This window comes from Maribacter sp. Asnod1-A12, from assembly GCF_045063735.1.
In the GTDB taxonomy this organism is placed as follows: Bacteria; Bacteroidota; Bacteroidia; order Flavobacteriales; family Flavobacteriaceae; genus Maribacter.
Genome location: NZ_JBEFNZ010000006.1, coordinates 3731326 through 3753440 on the forward strand (window position 1 = coordinate 3731326; position 22115 = coordinate 3753440).

At 33.9% G+C, this 22115-nt stretch carries 16 protein-coding genes; 8 read left to right on the forward strand and 8 right to left on the reverse strand.

The window, feature by feature from the left end; genetic code table 11:
- Positions 1-23 precede the first annotated feature (23 nt).
- From ACJJVP_RS16075 to ACJJVP_RS16090, 4 genes are all read left to right on the forward strand, one after another.
- Entirely contained in the window at positions 24-3479 is a 3456-nt protein-coding gene (locus ACJJVP_RS16075; RefSeq protein WP_405416220.1) for an Ig-like domain-containing protein, read from the forward strand.
- Positions 3480-3508: 29 nt separating this feature from the next.
- Positions 3509-4447 carry a type IX secretion system membrane protein PorP/SprF gene (locus ACJJVP_RS16080; RefSeq protein WP_405415210.1) on the forward strand — a complete coding sequence of 313 codons (939 nt, stop codon included), beginning with the start codon at positions 3509-3511 and terminating at the stop codon, positions 4445-4447.
- 10 nt (positions 4448-4457) lie between these two features.
- Positions 4458-6410, forward strand: coding sequence for an OmpA family protein (locus ACJJVP_RS16085; RefSeq protein ID WP_405415213.1), 1953 nt, complete (start codon positions 4458-4460; stop codon positions 6408-6410).
- 75 nt (positions 6411-6485) lie between these two features.
- Positions 6486-6752: a hypothetical protein gene (locus tag ACJJVP_RS16090; protein ID WP_405415215.1), complete on the forward strand. Its 267-nt coding sequence runs from the start codon at positions 6486-6488 to the stop codon at positions 6750-6752.
- 58 nt (positions 6753-6810) lie between these two features.
- Here the strand turns inward: ACJJVP_RS16090 and ACJJVP_RS16095 are convergent, their stop codons facing one another.
- Complete coding sequence (locus tag ACJJVP_RS16095; RefSeq protein WP_405415218.1) at positions 6811-10374, reverse strand: metallophosphatase; 3564 nt, start codon at positions 10372-10374, stop codon at positions 6811-6813.
- Positions 10375-10720: 346 nt separating this feature from the next.
- On the opposite strand from ACJJVP_RS16095, the gene ACJJVP_RS16100 reads away from it, so the two are divergent.
- Together ACJJVP_RS16100 and ACJJVP_RS16105 are read left to right on the forward strand one after the other, a co-directional pair.
- Positions 10721-11239, forward strand: a complete 519-nt coding sequence (locus tag ACJJVP_RS16100; protein WP_405415220.1) for an NUDIX hydrolase — start codon at positions 10721-10723, stop codon at positions 11237-11239.
- Positions 11240-11314: 75 nt separating this feature from the next.
- The gene (locus ACJJVP_RS16105; protein ID WP_405415222.1) at positions 11315-11923 is read left to right on the forward strand and encodes a hypothetical protein; all 609 of its coding nucleotides are present in this window, start codon (positions 11315-11317) and stop codon (positions 11921-11923) included.
- A 103-nt stretch (positions 11924-12026) separates the two neighbouring features.
- Here the strand turns inward: ACJJVP_RS16105 and ACJJVP_RS16110 are convergent, their stop codons facing one another.
- The 7 genes from ACJJVP_RS16110 to ACJJVP_RS16140 form a co-directional block, all read right to left on the reverse strand.
- Positions 12027-13520 (reverse strand): M48 family metalloprotease, encoded by a 1494-nt coding sequence (locus ACJJVP_RS16110; RefSeq protein WP_405415225.1) that lies wholly within the window; start codon positions 13518-13520, stop codon positions 12027-12029.
- Between the two features lie 7 nt (positions 13521-13527).
- On the reverse strand, positions 13528-14697 hold the full coding sequence (locus ACJJVP_RS16115) for a DUF6882 domain-containing protein (RefSeq protein ID WP_405415226.1): 1170 nt from the start codon (positions 14695-14697) through the stop codon (positions 13528-13530).
- Positions 14698-14736: 39 nt separating this feature from the next.
- Positions 14737-15390, reverse strand: a complete 654-nt coding sequence (locus ACJJVP_RS16120; protein ID WP_405415228.1) for a hypothetical protein — start codon at positions 15388-15390, stop codon at positions 14737-14739.
- Positions 15391-15402: 12 nt separating this feature from the next.
- Entirely contained in the window at positions 15403-16374 is a 972-nt protein-coding gene (locus ACJJVP_RS16125; protein ID WP_405415231.1) for a hypothetical protein, read from the reverse strand.
- Between the two features lie 42 nt (positions 16375-16416).
- Positions 16417-16827 carry a hypothetical protein gene (locus tag ACJJVP_RS16130; protein ID WP_405415232.1) on the reverse strand — a complete coding sequence of 137 codons (411 nt, stop codon included), beginning with the start codon at positions 16825-16827 and terminating at the stop codon, positions 16417-16419.
- 107 nt (positions 16828-16934) lie between these two features.
- Entirely contained in the window at positions 16935-17672 is a 738-nt protein-coding gene (locus ACJJVP_RS16135) for a LytR/AlgR family response regulator transcription factor (RefSeq protein ID WP_405415235.1), read from the reverse strand.
- Positions 17669-19522: a tetratricopeptide repeat protein gene (locus ACJJVP_RS16140; RefSeq protein ID WP_405415237.1), complete on the reverse strand. Its 1854-nt coding sequence runs from the start codon at positions 19520-19522 to the stop codon at positions 17669-17671. Before ACJJVP_RS16140 ends, ACJJVP_RS16135 begins: the two co-directional genes overlap by 4 nt.
- Positions 19523-19739: 217 nt before the next feature.
- Here ACJJVP_RS16140 and ACJJVP_RS16145 point away from each other — a divergent pair, with 217 nt between their 5' ends.
- Entirely contained in the window at positions 19740-20798 is a 1059-nt protein-coding gene (locus ACJJVP_RS16145) for a polysaccharide lyase family 7 protein (RefSeq protein WP_405415240.1), read from the forward strand.
- Positions 20799-20830: 32 nt separating this feature from the next.
- A complete protein-coding gene (locus tag ACJJVP_RS16150; protein WP_405415242.1) occupies positions 20831-21994 on the forward strand; it encodes a DUF3095 family protein in 1164 nt (387 codons plus the stop codon).
- Positions 21995-22115: the final 121 nt, after the last annotated feature.

Here is a 22115-nt window from a genome sequence, read left to right on the forward strand (position 1 = left end):
GTATCGATGTCCCAGGTAGCAAACTGGCTGCCGATACAGATACAACTGTTGATGGTAGTGTTACTACTACAGACACCGCTGGTAACTCAGCAAGTGCTACGGATACACAATTATATTCAGTAGATACTACATTGCCAGTACCAATCTTAGAAATAGACGATATCACAGCGGATAACATCCTGAACGCAGCGGAAGCTGGTACCGATGTTGCCGTAACGGGAACGGTAAATGGAGATTTCAATGACGGAGATACCGTTACCTTGACCGTAGATGGTACCGATTATACGGGAACTGTTGATGCTTTAGGAGCATACAGTATCGATGTACCAGGTAGTAAATTAGCTGCCGATGCAGATACAACTGTAGATGGCAGTGTAACCACAACCGATACCGCTGGTAACTCAGCAAGTGCTACGGATACACAAGTGTACTCTGTGAATACTACCGCTCCTGCAATCGTAATCAATACAGTTGCTGTGGATGATATCATCAACGCAACGGAAGACGATAGTCCGGTAACTATTTCGGGTACAACAACTAATGTAGAAGATGGACAAATTGCAACCGTAGTCTTAAACGGAACAACCTATTCTCCTGTCGTAACTGCTGGTGTTTGGACTTTCGATATAACAGCGTTGGAAGCGCAAGCTTTAGATGCTACTGAAACGATTATTGCAGATGTGTCCAATGATGCAGGTAATCCTGCAACACAGGCTACTCGTGATATTCAATACGATGCTACATTGCCAGTTCCTGTTCTAGAAATAGACGATATCACAGCAGATAACATATTGAACGCAGCGGAAGCTGGTGCCGATGTTGCCGTAACAGGAACAGTAAGTGGAGATTTCAATGACGGAGATACCGTTACCTTAACCGTAGACGGAACAGATTATACAGGTACTATCGATGCAGCTGGCGATTATAGTATTGATGTGCCAGGAAGTAAATTAGCTGCCGATGCAGATACCACAGTTGACGGAAGTGTAACCACTACGGATACTGCAGGAAATTCAGGAACAGCAACCGATACACAATTGTACTCTGTAAATACTACTGCTCCTGCAATCGTAATCAATACAGTTGCTGGTGATGATATTATCAACGCAACGGAAGACGATAGTCCAGTCACTATTTCTGGTACTACTACCAATGTAGAAGATGGACAAATTGCAACCGTAACCTTAAACGGAACTACCTATTCTCCTGTCGTAACTGCTGGTGTTTGGACTTTCGATATAACAGCGTTGGAAGCGCAAGCTTTAGACCCTACGGAAACTATTACTGCAGATGTAAGCGACCTTGGAGGTAATCCTGCAACACAGGCAACTCGTGATATTCAATACGATGCTACATTGCCAGCACCAGTTCTAGAAATAGACGACATCACAGCAGATAACATATTGAACGCAGCAGAAGCTGGTGCCGATGTTGCCGTAACGGGAACTGTAAGTGGAGATTTCAATGATGGCGATACGGTGACCTTAATAGTAGATGGTACAAATTATATAGGAACTGTTGATGCACTGGGTGCATACAGTATTGATGTTCCAGGAAGCAAACTGGCTGCCGATGCAGATACCACAGTTGACGGAAGTGTAACCACTACGGATACTGCAGGGAATTCAGGAACAGCAACCGATACACAATTGTACTCTGTAAATACTACTGCTCCTGCAATCGTAATCAATACAGTTGCTGTGGATGATATCATCAACGCAACGGAAGACGATAGTCCGGTAACTATTTCCGGTACAACGACTAATGTGGAAGATGGACAAATAGTAACGGTTACCTTAAATGGAGAAAACTATACAGCTACTGTTTCAGGAAATACCTGGACGCTAGATGTGCCTGTAGTAGATATACAAGCTTTAGACCCTACGGAAACTATCACTGCAGATGTAAGCGACTTTGGAGGGAATCCTGCAACTCAGGCTACGCGTGATATTCAATACGATGCTACATTGCCAGTGCCAGTTCTAGAAATAGACGATATCACAGCAGATAACATCCTAAACGCAGCAGAAGCTGGTGCAGATGTTGCTGTAACGGGAACAGTAAGTGGAGATTTCAATGACGGAGATACCGTTACCTTAACAGTAGATGGTACAGATTATACAGGAACTGTAGATGCAGCTGGAGATTATAGTATCGATGTACCAGGAAGTAAATTAGCTGCCGATGCAGATACCACTGTAGACGGTAGTGTAACCACTACGGATACTGCAGGGAATTCAGGAACAGCAACGGATACACAATTATATTCAGTAGATGCCACATTACCAATACCAGTCTTGGATATAGATGACATCACAGCAGATAACATATTGAACGCAGCAGAAGCTGGTGCCGATGTTGCCGTAACGGGAACAGTAAGTGGAGATTTCAATGACGGAGATACCGTTACCTTAACCGTAGACGGTACCGATTATACAGGAACTGTAGATGCAGCTGGAGATTATAGTATTGATGTGCCAGGAAGCAAACTGGCAGCAGATGCAGATACTACGGTAGATGGTAGTGTAACGACAACCGATACTGCTGGGAATAACAGTGAAGCTACGGAAACTAAAAATTATAGTCTTGCTAATACAGATGATGATCTTGACGACGATGGACTCAACAATAATGATGAGATTTCTCTAGGAACCGACCCTAATAATCCCGATACCGACGGAGATGGAATCAATGATGGACAAGAAGTAACTACTGATAATACTAATCCATTAGACGACTGTGATTCTATTGGAGGTACGCCTCTAGCCACGAGTGATTGTGATAATGATGAATTAACTACCCTAGAAGAAGATACTTTAGGTACCGATCCAAATAATTCTGATACAGATAATGATGGTGTTACCGATGGTCAAGAAGTAAATCTTGGAACCGACCCGAATAATCCTGATTCAGATGGTGACGGTATAAATGATGGCCAAGAAATTAGTGATGGAACCGATCCTTTAAATGATTGTGATTCAATCGGAGGTACACCTCTATCAACCAGCGATTGTGATCTGGATGGGTTGTCTGTTTCTGAAGAAAGTGCTTTTGGTACCGACCCAGAAAACGACGATTCTGATGGAGACGGTATCAATGATGGTCAAGAAGTTAACGATGGTACAAACCCACTTGATGGTTGTAGCTCTAATGGAGGAACGCCACCAGTTGATGCTGTATGTGATATTAGTATAGAAAGTGACTTGATTAACCCGAATACAAATGGAGGGGTATTTACCATTAATAATATTGAATCGTTCCCTAACAATACAGTTCGTGTTTACAACCGATGGGGAATACTAGTTTATGAAACCACTGGCTATGACAATAGTGCCAATGCCTTTAAAGGGATTTCTAACGGTAGATTTACCATTAAAAAGAATGATGAGCTACCAGTAGGAGTGTATTTCTATATCATTGATTATTCAAATGACCAAAGAGCTACATCAATGAACGGTTATTTGTACATAAACAGATAAATACACCATACCACCAACAATAAAAAAATATGAAAAATATATTAATAGTTACATTTCTACTAATCATATCCATATGGACAGTAAGTGGTCAACAAGATGCACAGTACACGCAGTACATGTACAATACAGTTGCTATCAACCCTGCTTATGCCGGGTCAAGAGGGGTACTGAGCATTGCGGCATTACACCGATCTCAATGGGTAGGGTTAGATGGTGCACCCACCACACAAACACTTAATGTACATACACCAGTTTCTAATCGAGTAGGCTTAGGACTATCAGTGGTAAATGATGAAATTGGAAACGGAACTAATCAAGATACCTATTTTGATGCTGTATTCTCATATACCATACCTACTTCTGAAAACGGAAAGCTTTCTTTTGGATTAAAAGCTGGTGGACATTTATTAAATATAGACTTTAATCAACTTAGAAATTATGACCCATCTAATGCTGCAATTGGTCAAATGAATATTGATCAAAAGTTTTCTCCAAATTTTGGGGCAGGTATTTATTATCATAACGAAAAATTCTATGCAGGACTGTCTGTACCTAACTTTCTACAGACAGAACATTTTGATTCGTCGGGAAATAGCAATTCATTTCTAGCGCAAGAACGAATGAACTGGTATTTTATAACTGGTTACATTTTTGAAATCAATCCTGACTTAAAATTAAAACCTGCCCTACTTTTCAAAGCCGTAGAAGGTGCGCCATTACAGGCAGATTTATCTGCTACCTTTTTGTTGCATGACAAGGTTTCTTTAGGTGCAGCCTATAGATGGGATGCAGCGTTAAGTGCTTTAGTCGGATTTCAATTAAATAAAAAATTAATGTTAGGTCTAGCATATGATCGTGAAATTACCGAGCTAGGTAGTACGTCTTTCAATGATGGATCGTTCGAAATCTTTTTAAGGTTCGAATTTTTAACACGATATAAAAATGTTCTCGCACCAAGATTCTTTTAAACCAACTAAAATGAACACCAAAACAAACTTTATAAAATACCTATTCATTCTTTCATTATCATTTGGTTGCGTTCTAAATGCCCAGGATAATAAAACAGAAAAAGCGAATAAAAAATTTAATAATTATTCTTTCGCTCAAGCAATTGAATCTTATGAAAAATTAGTTAAAGAAGGTTATTCAACAGAAGAGATTTACAAGAATCTGGGAGATGCCTATTACCAAAAAGCTGATTATAACGCATCTGCATATTGGTACAAAAAACTTTTTGAATTACCTGATATAGATATAGATTCAGAATATTATTATAAATACGCCCAAACTCTAAAATCAAATGGAGACTACGTATCTTCTGACAAATGGATGAACAAATTCAGCGAGAAGAACAGTGATGACATAAGAGCATTTAATTTTACTAAAAACAAACAATACTTAGAAAAAATCTCTGCTAATTCAAAAAGATATGTTATCAAGAATTTAGTGATCAACTCTGCATCGGCTGATTTTGCCCCATCATTTTTCGGAGAGCAATTAATTTTTTCAACCGCTAGAGATACAGGTAGAATTTTAAGAAGTGTTCACGAATGGAACAATAAACCTTTTACCAATTTATATAGTGCTAATGCAAATGAAAAAGGTAATTTTTCTACAGCTGAAAGATTATCTAAAAAACTAAATAAAAAAACCCATGAAAGCTCAACTGCCTTTAGTAAAAATGGGGAAACAGTATATTTTACACGCAACAATTCTAAAAACGGCAAATTTGCCAGAGATAGAAATGGATTAAGTAGATTAAAAATTTATCGTGCTACCTTAAAAAATAATGAATGGAAAGATATTGTAGAATTACCTTTTAACGGCGACAATTATTCTGTTGCTCACCCTTCTTTAAGTGCAGATGAAAAAAAACTTTACTTTGCTAGTGATATGCCAGGTACTTATGGACAGTCAGATATATTTGTAGTGGATATAAATGAGGATGGTAGTTTTGGAATTCCGAAAAACTTAGGAAATGAAATCAATACAGAAAGTAGAGAAACTTTTCCTTTTATAACCTCGAAAAATGTACTTTACTTTGCTTCTGATGGTCACCCAGGCCTAGGCGGACTTGATATTTACGCTACTAAAGTAGATGACTTAAATGCTATTTATATTGTAAATGTAGGTGAACCCGTAAATAGTCTTCAAGATGACTTTTCATTTATTATAGATGAAAATACAAAAAAAGGCTTTTTTACTTCCAGTAGAGATGGTGGTATTGGTAGTGATGATATTTATAGTTTTAATGAGAACGAACCCATTGTTCTAGATTGCAGTTCTGTTATTGAAGGAATTGTTGTAGACAAGGAAAACGGCTTGCCACTAGCAGGTTCACAAGTGCTACTTTTTGGCGATGACAATACTATAATTACGAAAACAACAGCTGGTGCCGATGGAGAGTTTAGCGTAAATGGTTCTTGTAAAAAGTCGGATTATAAATTGAAAGCTTCTAAAGAAAAGTATGAAAGTGGAGAAAAATTATTTTCAATTGCCAATACTCAAAAAATTACTGGTATAGAAATACAATTGAATCAAATTATCGAAAATCCTGATTTTGGCACAGACCTTATTTCGTATTTGAACCTAGCCCCTATTCATTTTGATTTAGATAAATCTGACATCAGACCAGATGCCATAAATACTTTAAATAAGGTTATAGAATTCATGTCTAAATATCCAAACATTAATGTAGAGGTTAGGTCCCATACAGATGCATCTGCAAGTGACAATTACAACATGAAATTATCGCAAAGAAGAGCTAAGGCTACTATCGCTTATTTAATATCTCATGGTGTTGCCAATGGCAAGATAAACGGAATTGGTTTTGGAGAATCGCAATTACTTAATGACTGTAATACAAAGATAAAATGTTACGATATTAAACATCAAATTAACAGGCGCTCAGAATTTATTGTTATTGAATAATAGAATTTAGTTTAAACACTTTACAAATTTTTATTAGAAATGTCCCCCCATATTTAAAAAATATAAGCCACTAATATGGACAACAAAGAAAAAGATGAACTTTTAAAACACTTGCAAACATTTCAATCAGACTATTTTTCTAAAGGAAAAGCAAAAGATGCATATACTTTATTAGCAGCAAATAGTAGCACATTAAAATATTTAGATGAAAATCAACTTGAAAGGGTAAAAAAATACAATGAAAACCTTAAAAATTGTGAACGTATATCCAATATAGATGACTACGCAGAAAAATTTGCTGCCAATTTGCTCAAAATTATTTTGATTTTAAAATTGTCATAAGCTAATCTCAATTTTAAAAAAAATTTATGTTGTTCTTCTTTAAATAAAATTCTTTTATCTAAAAATTAAAACCTAAACTAAACACAAAGCGATTTCCATCTCCACCATGGTAAAAACCTAAGTTTCCCGTTAATGCACTAAACCCTGAAATCCAAACAGACCCACCGTAATCGTTGTGCCATTTAGAAGAATTATCATTATCTGACCAAATACGCCCATAATCAAATCCGGCACTTACACCCAACTGTATGGGTATAAAATTGGTTCTAAACCTTGTGACGCCTACTCTAAGGTCGGTGCTTTGGTAAAATGAAGATTTACCGTTGAACCTTTCATTTCTATAAGCTCGTAAGCTGGTATTACCACCTAATACAGCACCATGATAAAATTCATAATTATCACCTAGTATTGCTTCTCCCGCTATTTTAGTTGCAATGACGGCTATACCACTTGGGTGCAATGGGTATGTTAATGAAACGGAAGGTTTTATATAGGCAAAGCTATTATCATAACCATTTATATTGGTTTTATAACCAGTAGCAATATCTGCCGCCATAGCACGGTTCGGAAATGCAGGATCATTTTGATTTTTATAACCATACCCTATTTCACCAGACAAATACAATTGTTGATCATATACGTCATTATTTTCTGTAAACACCTGACCAACTAGACGCTCATCATCATTAGATACATCAAAAGATTCTAAAGATGATTTTATATAGAAACTACTACCCATATTTTTGTGAATTAAATAAGGAGATACATTCCATTGTCTTATACGTACCCTATTAAAATCTCTGTCTAAATCAGAATTGTATTGCGACTCGTTACCTTCTCCAAAATAATTCATTGTAAAATTAGGACTAGCATACCTTGCATCAAAACCTAAGTTCCAATCATAGAAAACATGTGCAAACTCTGCATTATAGTCTATAGCATAACCATTAGTAGCAAAAAAATATTCAGCACCAATGGTATGCTGTGATTTAAATGGATTATTAGCCAGACCATAGGTTGTAAAACGGTCTTTTAAGCCTATTCTAAAGCCGGTATCTCCATCAAATCCTATACTAGGAAAAACTACGTTGTCTGTATATTTTCTTTTCTGATAGTCATATGTATTAATGTCATAAGAATCCGTAAGCCATTTTTTAGACTTTGGATTGATGATAGTATTGTTCTTACTTTTAAAATCATACAACTTTACCTTTCTGGTGGTTTTAAAATCATAGGTATCGTTTTTCTTGCCACCTATAATTTTTATATCTATAAAATCATCTCCTTCACCTTCAACAGTAAAAGTATCTTTACCATCCAAACCGTATATCCAAATTTCTTCCGTTTGTTTTGCGTTATAGGTATTGTTGAAAATTACAGAATCATGAGAAATTGAAATATTGGTTTCACCATTAGATTTTCTGGTTATTACCACCTCATCTTCATCTTCAGTACCTAAAATCACCTCAAAATTATTAAGGTAATCGTAATAAGACTTTGCTATGGTCTGTAAACCATCTCGGCGAGATTGTAGATTCTTTTTTATCTCATCTATACTTTGGTCTTGAGCAGCTTCTGGCAAAGTATTAAATGCCGATGCTATAGCTTCATCAGATAAGTTTTCTTGAATAAAATCTACTTGCTTTTTCCAATCGTTCCAATTAGCAGTTTTTATAAAGGTCTTATCTAATGGATAACCAGATAGGTTAAACCACTTTACATTCTTTACATCAGCATCATAACTTTCCATTTTACGAAGCAATGGAAAAGTAAACTTTAATAACCCTATAATGGTTCCGTCATATTTAGGAAAAGCTTGATCCCAATCTCTTGGAATAGCTTCGTATCTCTTTTTACCGTCTTCTGTTTTAAATTGAGCCCAACGCCATTGATCTTGATGACGATCCCAGTTTCCTACTAGCATATCAAATAAACGAGCCCTAATAAAACTAGGTTCATCTACATAAGAATCTTTAGTTTCCATCAATTCTAATCGTAGATCTGTAGTGCTTATAATATCGTCAGGTTTACCAAAAGTTTCAAAGTTTTTGTTTTCGTCACCTGCGTGCTCTTCTAACATAAAAAGCGCATTGCCGTAATCTTCATTATAAATACCCAATCCTTTTTGTTTAGGTACATAGTAAATTTTAGGGTTCGCATGCAGCACATTTAAAGTTTCGGATAAATCGTTCATTGCAAATTGGGCATACGGGTGTGCAGTGGTATAGAAATCCATCAAGTATCGCTCGGCAACGGTACCGTCAAGGTAATCCTCAACATAGTGATTGTTAATGGCATTAGTTTGCAAAAAACGCAATGCACTCTTACGTAATGCACGTAAGGTATATTCATTTTCATTATCATCTATAAGTCTAAGCGATCTTGATTGGGTTCCTCCACCCTCAGAAATTGGTTTTACATTATTGGGCAATTCATCTAAATACAAGACCGGAGCTTCAATTTCTTTACTATAAAGACTTCTAAAATGATTGCCCCAAAACCATTTATAAAATCCGCTTTTATTAGTTTCTTCTTTAGAGTAAATAGATGCTTTTGCGGTATTTGTATTTAGTTTTTCAGGATAAGAAATATCATCTAAAGAAAGACGTTCTCTTTTTATATTTTGATTAAAAGCTAAGGCTGAAACACCATTTTCAATCTCTATTAAATCTACCTCAGAACTGCCATCTTTATAAACGGTCAGTTTTGCATAACCATTTTTTTCAGATTTAAAATGTTCTTCTTTAGGGGCTCTAGCTTTTTCAGTTTCACCCACTGCCCCACTAATAATTTGAGGGATACCATCGTCTTCTAGATACTGTAAGTTTCTGTCTTTACCAGAAACAAAAATAACATCATTGAATTGACTGGCAATAGTTTCCATTCTACCACGTAAATTTCTGTTTTCTTTATTTTGATATGATTGTGGAGTAAAACCTCCCATCTTGTCTATTGCAGAAATTTTAGAATTACTCATGACCGGTTGGTACATAGCAACGATTACTGTTTTACCTTGACTATCCTTTAAATCATCTTTAAATTCTGCCAAAAACTGATCTCTAGTCTTTATTTCACACTTCTGATTGATGTACGGGTGATTATCCCAATTTTCTAAAAACCACTGAGAATCTACCATTTCTAATACAACTTCATCATTTATAGTTTCCTTCTCAATAGGGCAACCGTCATTTGGCCAAAATTTGGCTTTGCTGTTATCCTGCAAAAAGGATTCAAGGTCATCTATACTTTGTGGTGCACCTGTTAGCCATTCATTTCTGCCAGGTGTTAAAATAACATTACCCTCAAATTGGTCCCAAAGGGTCATTAAGGGTTTTAAATATGCCTTTTCCATGTCTTGGTTTTCTTCTTTTCCAGGAAAACCTTCTTGGTTAATTACATTACCTAAAAGCAATAATGTAGCATTGGTTTCATTTTTAGAATCCAGATTAATTTGTTCTAAAACCTTTTTGGCTTCTTGAAAAGAAACGTTGCCCACATTGGATGTGATGTAAAAGGAATGGGAAACCTCTTTTTCTAAATTGGATTTTAACTCATTTACATTTTGAGAGTAAATAAAATAATGTCCAAAAAGAAAAATCAAGAATATGAATTGTGAACGCATGAAGTTGTTTTTGTTTGTCTGATTGATGATATTATAATCAGTCTCTTACTTTTATATACTGTAGATGTTTGTCAAGTATAATAGACAACACACATAATTTATAATTACAATTAAAGCGTCTTAATAGTACTTTAATATCAGTAATAGATTGATGACCATATATATCGGTTGTGATACAAAAATACCTAGGTATTTAGTAGTGAATTAACTCGATTAAGAATTTAAGTAGCCATAAAAATTATCTACATGTTCGTTCATATATTATGACCAAAGGTTTCTGTATTTTTGACGCTTAAGAATAGCTTATAACATATTAGAATTTAAGCTTAAAGTCTATACTTCCCAAATGCAAAATTTAAAAATCTATTATCACCCAGACATTTCTTCTTTAGAGCACAAATCAATTTTTACCAGACTTGCAACAAGGAGTATTGCTATACAAGGAAATTCTATTTTATTACTCTTTACAGAAAGATATGAAGACTATAGCTTACCCGGTGGTGGTTTAGATGACGGCGAAGATAAAATAGAAGGTATGATTCGTGAACTGAGTGAAGAAACCGGAGCGTTAGAGGTTAGAAATATTAAACCCTTTGGCATATATGAAGAATATAGACCATGGCACAAACCAGATTTTGATATTCAACACATGATTTCTTACTGTTATACCTGCGAAATTAATACAGAGCTTGGCGCATCTAAAATGGAACATTACGAAATTAAAAATGGCATGACCGCAAAATGGGTAAACATTTACGAAGCCATTGCTCACAACAAAAAAACAATGCTTGAAAGTGCTAAAAAAGGAATGTCTATTGAGAGAGAAACCTTTTTATTAGAACTGTTGGCTGAGCGTATGTCATAAAAATAGTTCTGAATAATAAATTATAGTAAAAGCACAATACTCACCACTCCGCACCTATCTATCAATATCATAAAAATGAAAATTCAACTCTTAAGTTTTGTAGTACTACTTACTATAACACAATCATTAATTGGGCAAACTAAAAAGCAGCAAAAAGAAGCAGAAGCTTATTATAGAAATGAGCAATTAGTTAACAAATTTACAAACTCATGGTATTGGCTATTCGGACCATCTAATAGCCAAGAAAACAATAAAGATTACAGTATTGTGCATTGGGAGTTAGATGAAGGTGGTTGGTATTCTGGACAAGGTTTCAACAAAGATTATAACGGTTATGGCATTCAACATAAGCCAAAAGACAACAGCTTTATTTTTAGTAATTGGAAAAATACGAACCCTAACGGAATGACCTTGTCACAAAGTCTCGATTATAGTTTTATAGGCACATATGAAAACCAAGAGAAAAATGGTTTTGGTATTACTAAGTGGTCTAATTACAAGCCTTTTAGTAATGAAAATTATAAAAATGTTATAAAATATGTAGGTGAGTATAAAGATGGCATATGGAGTGGCTACGGCATCATTTACTTTAGAAATGGTACGTATAAATCTGGCATTTTTGTAGATAGCATATTAAGTAAAGAATTATCTAAAATTGAAGTACTAGAAGCTCTAGGTTTTTAAAGAGTCTCTTTTAGTTAAAAGGTAAATTATCAATAAAAAGGCAGCAATTTATATTGCTGCCTTTTTTATTTTTATAAGATGTAATAACAATAAACTATTGTGTTTAGTCTATGCCCTGTGCATCGCTAATAACACGATCAATGAAGTCGGTATTTATATATAAAAGCCTTGCGAGGTTATACAGTACATTAACTTCACTATCATCTATGTGCCCATCTGCATAAGAGATAATAGATAAATCTCTAAGAATATTTAGTTTTTGCATAACCGAAAGAACAATATGTAAATCATGAGTAAGTTGTTGTACCTCACTGATCATTTCATCTTCAGTTAAACCTTTAATGGTCATCATACAATTTGCAAATATTTTAGGAGCTACAATACTACTTAAAGCCTGTATTTCTGAATCGTCTACTACCCCATCTGCATTAGATATTAAATAACCGCCTAAGAACATTAATCGCTGAATTTTCTCTGAATGCTCACCTTCTTCCTCTAAGTTTTCTGGCTCCATTAACGACATTATTCGTTTAATTTCAACTTCCATAGCTTCTTCTGTAATTTCACCCGTTATAGATGTATTAAAAGCCGCATATGTTTCACTCTTATTAAAAAGCTCTAATGCTTTAATTCGTAATGGGCTAAATGGGTGACTGCTATACCAATCTGATGGATCGTGGTTGGCATCATTTAAAACCTCTTCTAAATCTACAAACTGCTCTATATACGAATTCAATTGAAAGTCTAAAGAGTCTGTAGTTACACCAGAAGATAGTTTAAAGAAGGTACGACCTACAGCTTCAAAATCTTGACAACATAGGAGTCCGGCTCTATCCGCACTGATTTCTGCATTTCTGTTCCATGCATAAAGTTTCATTGCATGTATTGGTGCCAAATCATTTTCACCAGTATCTAGAATTTGTCTTACCGGATAATCAAAATGCTCAAATAGCACATGCCCTATTTCATGACCAACAACGAAGGTCAACTCCTTTTTAGAAAAACGCTCTAAAATACCTGATGATAAAATGATATATAATTTATTCTCATCTGGCGGATAACAAGATGCATTGAACATATCGCTTTGATATACAAAAAACTCAATGTCAGCTTTAAGCTTTAAAATATTCTTGCAATGCTCACCAATTTCATGAAGCATCGGCGCCAAAGTTTTTGTTAGTCTTAAACTAGATTTTAATAAGTGTTTTCTAGATTTAAACTTACCGCTATTGGTATTTACTTTTTCTAAAGTTTTTTGTATTAATTCATCTTGTTGAAAAGCGATAACATAATCTCTATCACCATCATAAACCAATAAATTTAAATCTATATCCGCTCTTTTATTAGTGTAAATTTCTGGTTCTTCAGCTACAATTGCTTTATGGTTCAATGCATTGATTTCTTCAATTTTGGCAGTATATTCTGTTGCCAATTCTGTAGTTACATTTTGAAAAACTACACTCGCTTCTTGTATTTTTTCTAAATTACCAGATGTTTGAGCTTCGTTCAATTCGGTCAACATTCTTTCTTGCGCAGTATTGATAGCCGCTTGATGTTCCTTTTCTAAATCTGCTAATGTTTGTGATGTATATGACATAGTTTGCTTATGCTTGAGTTAATAGATTTGTATTAGAAATTTTCATTAATTTTCCTTTTAAATCAAATATTCCTAAAATTTGATCTTCACCTTTTTTAGCTACAAGATTATTACCTGGTAACTCTACATCATAGCCTTTGGCTGTTAGATAAAAGTACAGGCTAAACTTATGAGGAAAATTATATTCTGATGTTACTTTTGAAATATGAGAACAAATTGAGTCAGCTGTATTATTAGCTTTACTATCTGCTTCTTCAGATTTAATGGTTACATAAACTATTACACCTTTAAAAGCTAGGGGTACGTAGCAACTTTCTCCTATAGATGCGGTTGCAATGGTTGCAAAAAAGGCACCGGGATCACTTTCTACTGCAAACTTAGGTGTAGTAAAATCACTTATATTCAATGCTTTACCAAATGCTTTTACTGCTAACGAGGTCTGTAAAAATGTTTCAGATATTCCGCTTTGGGTATTTGCCCATGCCCACATCCAACTTTTTTCATTCTCTGAATACGTACCAAATATTTGAATATCAAAGACTTTATCTTCTCCGAAAGTCAGTTTACCTTCAGCCATATCGCAGCTCCAGTCCAACCCTGCGACCATTTCGTTAAAAATTTCTTGTTTCTCTATAGATGTTACAAAAGATCGGTTGTACATTTCATTAATGTCGATTGTTTTATCTTGAGTACTTGCAGTGGTTTCATTTTCTGTACTCTCGGCAGATGCTGTACTAGTACTTGAATTTCCGTTTTCAGCAAAATCTTCCAATTTATCTTCTAACAAAGAGATAATACGCGCTGTTCTATCTTCTACTTTATCTGCGTTTATTACCGGACTATGATCAATTTTTAGCACACCATCTTCAAAAGTTATAGCGCGCTCTTCATTATGATGATCATTTTCATTGATGATGGTTACTTTTTTTAATCCAGCTTTTAATAAATCAATACCCATATCATCTACACAAATTGCTTTAAAGGCTTCAATTAATGGCAGAAAATATATTTTTGGAAATGTATCATTATACAGGTGAGAAAAGCGATCTTCTTGTAATGTATCCCATTGAATTTCTATGGCTACATTATGTCCTGCAGCTGCATAGATATCAGCTTCTAATGCTGGGTATAAATCGTTCTCAAATGCCTTAATTATTCTTTTTTCTTTAAGTCCCATAATGGTTTAATTTTAATTATTGATAAATGATTTGTTTGTTTATAATACTTGAAGAAGCTTTTCTTCTATAACCTCAGATAGCTTATTAGGCAAAGCTTTGTTAATAGCTATTGAGATGGTTAATACGTTATCAGTGATTTGAAGTTGTACCGTATCACCTTGCCTTAAGGCTATACTATGGACACCTTGCCAGGCTTCTTTACCTAAAGCATCTTTGGTAATTTGGTTTATCGCATTATTTAATGCCTTAAACACATCTTGAACATTTAATCTATTGTTTAGCTCATCTACAGAAATACCTTCTATATTGAATTCTTGAATGTGGTTTCCCAATTGAATTTGTTCATTCTGCAGCCATCGTTTAAGTTGTAAAACGGTAAGCTTTTCTTCTGTAGAAGAAAGAGGTCTGCTAATGGCGCCCTTAGATAATTCTACGATCATTTTCTTTGGCTGTTTTATAATTACAACCGCAATACGGTGCACATTAAAAAAGGATACTTGCTCATCTTGCGACAGTATACATACCGATTTTAGATGATTGTCGTCTTTAGAAATATTCAGAATAATACCCTCTAAATAAGTTCCGTTATCTAATGAAATACCTATAAGAATATCTTCTTCTTTTTTTAAAACAGACATAAGTATTTCCTCTGGCGTTTGAGCTACAAACGCTTTGTAATATGATTTTTCCATGATAAAATTTGGTTATGATTCTACTTCTAGATATTGATACTCTTCTGGTAGTTGTTTTATTAAATAGAGATAAGTATTCTCTTCAGAGATGGTTTTGTAATCGTAATATTTATAAGTATCAAGTGCTAAATCTGGATAGGTCATTTTTACCAACCCCATACCTACGCCTTCTGTTAATTGGTTGTTTTCAAAAGGATCTTTTCGTGGCTCATGCTTTTCAAAAGCAATATAAAATGTGTTTAAACATTTTTGATGAACCCATATATGATTAAGGTATACTGGTGATTCTGGTTTGGAAAATTCCTTTTCAACAACCTGAACAATATGGGCTGCTTTTGCAGAACCATAATTATTGACGAGTATAGCATTGTGCTTGTAATTAAATGAATGATCGTTATCATCATTTGTATTAGGTTTTATAATTAATTCATAAAAACCTTTATTCTCTTCTTTTACACTAAAATTTATATGTCCGTCAAGATCCCATGTATCTGGGTATTGTTTTAAAAGACCGCATATTTTATTTGAAAAATATTCAAAGTCCTCTAGTGTAGGTTCAGCTTCTAAGCCTAACTCTAGTGTATGGTTAAAGACATCTATATCAATGCTCAGAACATCATCTTGCAACAACTCATGTAATTCTTTCTCTAAAATTATTGCTTGCTGCTGATACCTTGTTAAAGATTCAATACCCCTATCATTATTTGTATGATAAGGAAAATGAACATCCTTATTTTTGGCATCCCATTCAAAAGTTATTACAATATTGATATTTTCTTTAAGCTCTAATTCTACCCGGTATAAATGAGGGTTCATGTTAGCAGCATTAAAGTTTCTTTTAAAAGTCAAAATTTCATACTTGTCGTTATGAAACTCATGTAAGTGATCTACAAAGTCTCTTTTTGCTTTTACATCAGATAATTTAAAGCTCAAGACAAACAATAAAATTACAAGTACAACAACGCAAATAATAAATTTGAACATAACTCTATCTTTAACCAATTACACTTTCGATTTAATGGTTCTCTATAAATTATTTTCTAATAATTCTGACAGTACAGTAGTACGCTCATCTACATGATCAGCATTTATAATCGGACTATGGTCAATAGTTAATATTCCGTCAGAAAAAGTGAATCCGTTCTTAGGGTTATGGTGATCTTTGGTATTGGTAATACGAATTTCTTTTAAGCTTTCTGCTAAAGCTTCTTTACCCATATCATCAGCAGTAATTGATTTTAAAGCTTCAATTAGAGGAATGAAATAAATTTTTGGATAAGAGTCATTGTAAAGATGCATAAAGCGATCTTCGAATAGAGTCTCCCATTCAATGTTTAAAGGAACATCAAATGCTGCGGCTTCAATAATTTGAGCCTTTAATTGTGGAAATTGTTCTTCTTGAAAGGTCTTTGTAAAACGGTTTTCTTTTAATCCCATGATGTATATTTTTAAGGGTTATTTGTTTATTTACCTCAAAACTATAACATGAATTAGCAGACTATATATCCGTTTTATAAGTGCATATCTCTGTTTTATATTTGCGTCTAAAGCGTATCTAAAATCTGTTTTAAGTACGATTTTTTACGTGTGGCAACAGGTATGGTTTCATCATTAGTTAAGCGAACAGTATTATTTACGTTTACCGTTTTTATATACTTTATGTTTACCAAATGAGATTGGTGTACACGAACAAAAGTGTGCTCGCTTAAGATATTTTCATAATACTTAAGATTACGTGCACTCATAATCTTTTTATCCGTAGTATGAAAAGTAGTATAGGCACCATCTGACTGGCACCTGACTATATCTGCTATTTGTAGAAAATATTGAGCATCGGCAGTTTTAATCAATAAGGTTTTTTGAATCTCTTTTTCATCTAGTTCAGAAACTTTCTCTACCGCATTTTTATAAACCTGCTCTTTTTTAAAGCCAACCCTAAATCTATCTATACACGAAGACAACTCTTCAGAATCTATAGGTTTTAATAAATAATCTATAGTATCGAATTTTATAGCCTTAATTGCGAACTCGTCATAAGCCGTGGTAAAAATAATTTTGAAAGCAATACTTTTTAAAGATTCTAATATTTGAAAAGCGTTACCACCAATAAGCTCAATATCCAAGAAAACAAGATCAGGATTATTAACCTTTAAAAATGAAATAGCTTCGTCAACATTATCTATTTTAGCGATAACCTCTATATCTTTTTGGGTGTATGTAATGAGCTTATCTAAAGTATTAAGTGCATTAAACTCATCCTCTATTATAACTGCCTTTATCATGAAAGTTTCAATTTAAAAAATACTTTTGTACCTGTAGGTTTACTATGTTCATCGAATAAATCTTCTATCATAAAAGATTTTTCCTCACCCTTCTTTCTCATTTTCAAACGCTCTAAAAATATAGTTGTAGCATGTAGCTCTTCCGTTAACTTTTCTTTCTTTGCTTTTGCTGATCTACCTAAACCATTATCAATAATTACAAACAATAAGCCCTTAGGGTCCTTTTCTATTTTCAATAAAAGTTCGCCACCATCTTTCTTCTCTTTCAACCCATATTCTATAGCATTTTCAACAAATGGCTGTAGTAACATTGGTGGTACATTTATAGAATTTACATCTAAAGAATCTTCAATTTCTATAGTATAAGAAAACACACTATTAAAGCGCAACTGTTGGGTTTCTATGTAGTTTTTTATCATAGAAATTTCTTTATCAAGAGATATAGATTCTTTTCTGACATAGTCAAAATTTTGTCTTATCAACTTAGAGAACCTAGCAATATAATTAGATGATTTTATAGGGTTACCTTCTAAGGTAATATTCTGAATAGCCGCTAAGGTGTTAAATATAAAATGCGGATTCATTTGCACACGCAAAAGACTCTGCTCTAATTTAGAAGCCTTATTGGCTGCTTTTAATTTTGTATTGTACATATAAAAACCAGTAGCGATCAAGATGAAAACAAATAACATAATAGCACTGGCTAAAAGCAGCTGATTTCTATTATTGATTTCTTTTTGATGACTTATTTCGGTCTCTTTCTGTTTCACCTCATAATTTACATTAGCAAAGTTCAAAAGCCTATCTTTTTCTAGATTGCTAACGGTCAACTGTAAACTATCTCTCAGAATTTGGTGATCTAATGCTGTAGTATAATCACCAGACATAATAGATATGGCTATTAGTTTATCCCTAACTTCTATTTCCTCTTTTATATTATGGTTAGCGATATATATTTCTAAGGCTTTTTTATAATTTACTTCTGCCGAATCATTTTCGGTTTTCAATAAAAATAAATTCCCCAAACCTTTATATGGTGCTGCATTGATAGCTTCAATGTTTTTATTTAAAGTAGCAGAACCTCGTAAGAATTTTTCAGCACTTTCATATTCACCTGCTTCTATATAGGTATAGCCAATATTATTTAAAATACTGACCATAGTCTTTGGATCTCTCTGAGTTTGACTTAAGGTCATGGCTTCAGAAAAACTGGTCAAAGCTTTATTATAATCTTTTAACTTAAGATACACACTGGCTTTGTTGCCCTTAATAGCGATAATAGAAGTGGTATCTGTTTCTTTAGAAAATAGACTGTCGGTAGCTTGTGCATAATTTAAAGCCTTTTCATAATCCTTTAATTGAAAATGAAGCTTAAAAAGTTGATTATAAGCTTTGCCCTCCATTCGTTTATCACCAATCAATTGTGCCAAACTCAATGCTTTTAAAGCATACACTTGAGATGTTTCAACGTCTCCCATATGCAGCGATGCTCCACTAAGAGTTATTAAACTTCTGCTTTCATTATAGGTGTCATTTAGTTCAACAAATAAATCAAGGCTTTTTGTTTGAGTATTAAAAGCTTCTTGATATTTATCGTTAAGGTATAAAGCTTCCCCTTTATTGAATAACAACATGGCTCTTTCCAAGGTTGTTAATTGCGTAGTATTTTGCAATAAACTATCTAGTTTTAAGATAGATTGTTCAGGTTGTTTTTGAATTAAACTATCAATGGTTATTAAGCTATTTTCTATGCTAGGGCGTATTGTATCTGCTTTGGTACATGCAAAAAGTGACAGTATAAAAAAAGCATAAAAACCTAATCGTCTTAGGTTCATGTATATTGAAGTCATATAGGTTGATCTGGGCGTGGTTTGAGTATGCTAAAATAAGAAATCATCTAAGTTTAATAGATCTGTTATCCACTAACTTTATAGAAAAAGATTTTTAATCCGTTCTCCAAAATTCATTATTTCACAATATATTTCAATTATAATATGAATACCTAAAAGAATTAACATTTGGTCTATGTATCTTTAAAACGAATTTTTCAAGAATAAAAAGACAATCATGATTACAAAGATTACAAAATTTATTACTCCGGCGTTATTGACATTATGTTTTGCGATAAGCTTAAACAGTTGTAAAGACAAGCCTAAAAAAGAATCAACCATTGTAGAAGAAAAGGTGGTCTATCCTAGCGATATTATTCCATTTATGGATGAATTTAAAATTTTATGTGGAGATGGTAAAAGTTATAATGACCTCGTAGACGTAAAACATGATAATTTCTTTTATGTTGAAAATGATGGCACTACTGATTGGGTAGTTTACAAGTCTCCCAATTCTGGTGTTACCTCTAGAACATCGAGTAATACTAGAACAGAATTAGGGCAAAAAAAAGAATGGTTACCCGATACAGGCGGTAAATTAACGGGAACATTGAAAGTAATGCACGTCTCAACTTCTGGCGATGCAAGGGTCGCCGCATCTTATGCCGTCGTAGTTGGTCAAATTCACGGAACCGAAGGTCATGAAAACGAACCTTTAAAAATCTTTTACAAAAAATTTCCGGGACATACCAAAGGTTCTGTGTATTGGAATTATGAAATTAATACTGAAGGCGACAATTCAAAAAGGTGGGATTATTCAACTGCAGTGTGGGGTTATGATATGTCTGTCATTGGCGATACACCAACCAGCTATCCTGAAGAGCCAAAAGATGGAATTACCTTAGGGGAAGAATTTAGCTATGAAATAAATGTATACAAGGGTATTATGTATCTTACATTTAAAAGTGAAGGTCATGAAACCAAAACATTCACTAAAAGTCTTATAAAGACAGATTTTGGTAAATCAAAAGAACTTCCAGAACAGATCAAAACATTATATGCATCAATTGGCCGTGATGGTTCAGAACGTGAGAATGCTTATGCAGGTGAGCTTCAAAACTTTAAACAAGGGGCATATAACCAAACAAATGGCAAAGACCCAGAAGAGAATATGGTATGGCATACCGGCTCTGAAACGTATGATGGCGATATTAACAAACAATATAAAAAAGGTTGTTATACAGAGGTATGGTTTAAAGAAGCAACTGTTGGCGCTGGCACGCCACCAGAAGAATAGAATTATAAAAACAGAAACAGTTTAATCACTTAATGGAAAAAACAAAGTTCTATAAAAATCTAACTCCTTTTAAAGGATCGCTCATAGATTTATTAAGCCATGAAGCTGGTTTTACCGAAGTTCCTAATACTTGGCATATTGTTGTAGTAGACATTTTAAATTCAACAAATGCAGTTGCTAATGGTAATCACCATCAAGTAAACCTAACTGCTACCGGTGCAATTATCTCAGTTTTAAACACAACTAAAAAAGTAAAAAGAAATAATGAGATTCCATATTTCTTTGGCGGCGATGGGGCTACCTTTATTGTTCCATCGATTATACTTGACAAAGTTATAAGTGTATTAGACAATTATAGCGTTCACATAAAAAGAAGAGTTGATTTAATTTTACGTGTTGGTCAAATACCTGTAAAAGACCTGATCGAAAAAAATGTACAGTTAAAAATTGCCAAGCACCAATTAACAAATCAATTAACCATACCCATTGTACTTGGTAATGGTCTAAAAGTAGCCGAAGACATAATTAAATCTAATTTTAAGGAAACTACCAATTCTTTATTTGATGAAAAATTGCTGAACCTTGAAGGTATGGAATGTCGATGGGACGAAATAAACCCTGACCAAAGTCAAACAAAAGTCGTGTGTTTGTTGTTAGATGTTAATAATGAAGATTTACAAAAAGAGATTTATAAAAAAGTACTCGCTCAAATGGATATGGAATTTGGAACATTTGAAAATAGACAACCAATAAAAAATACGGTGCTAAAATTAGACCCAAGTCCTAAAAAAGCATGGGAAGAAATGAAAGTTAGTCTCATTTCTACCAACTGGGCGTATTTTTTTAAAAATTGGATTCAAACAAATTTTGGTAGATTTTACCTTAATCTGACCTCTAGCGGTAAAGAATATCTTAAACAAATAGGTCAACTTTCGCATACCTTTATGCTCGATGGTATGATCAATACTGTTTTTACTGCAGAACAAAACAAAATAGATCGATTTATCAATTTTTTAGATACACTAGAGGCCGATAATAAACTTAAATACGGTATACATGTAACACATGCTTCGGTAATGTCATGCTATGTGTTAGATATGCGAACCTCCCATTCACATTTTGTAGACGGCACAGAAGGTGGTTACACATCTGCTGCAAAAATGCTTAAGCTAAAGAAAAAAAATGCTGTGCTTTAGTGGTATACCTCTGTACTTCTTCTAAATACCATTATAGTAATTTTATCAGGTCAATTAAACTTATATTAGAGCAACTGCCAGAATGCTGATCTTATTACCTTGTTATCATAAGTAATAATTA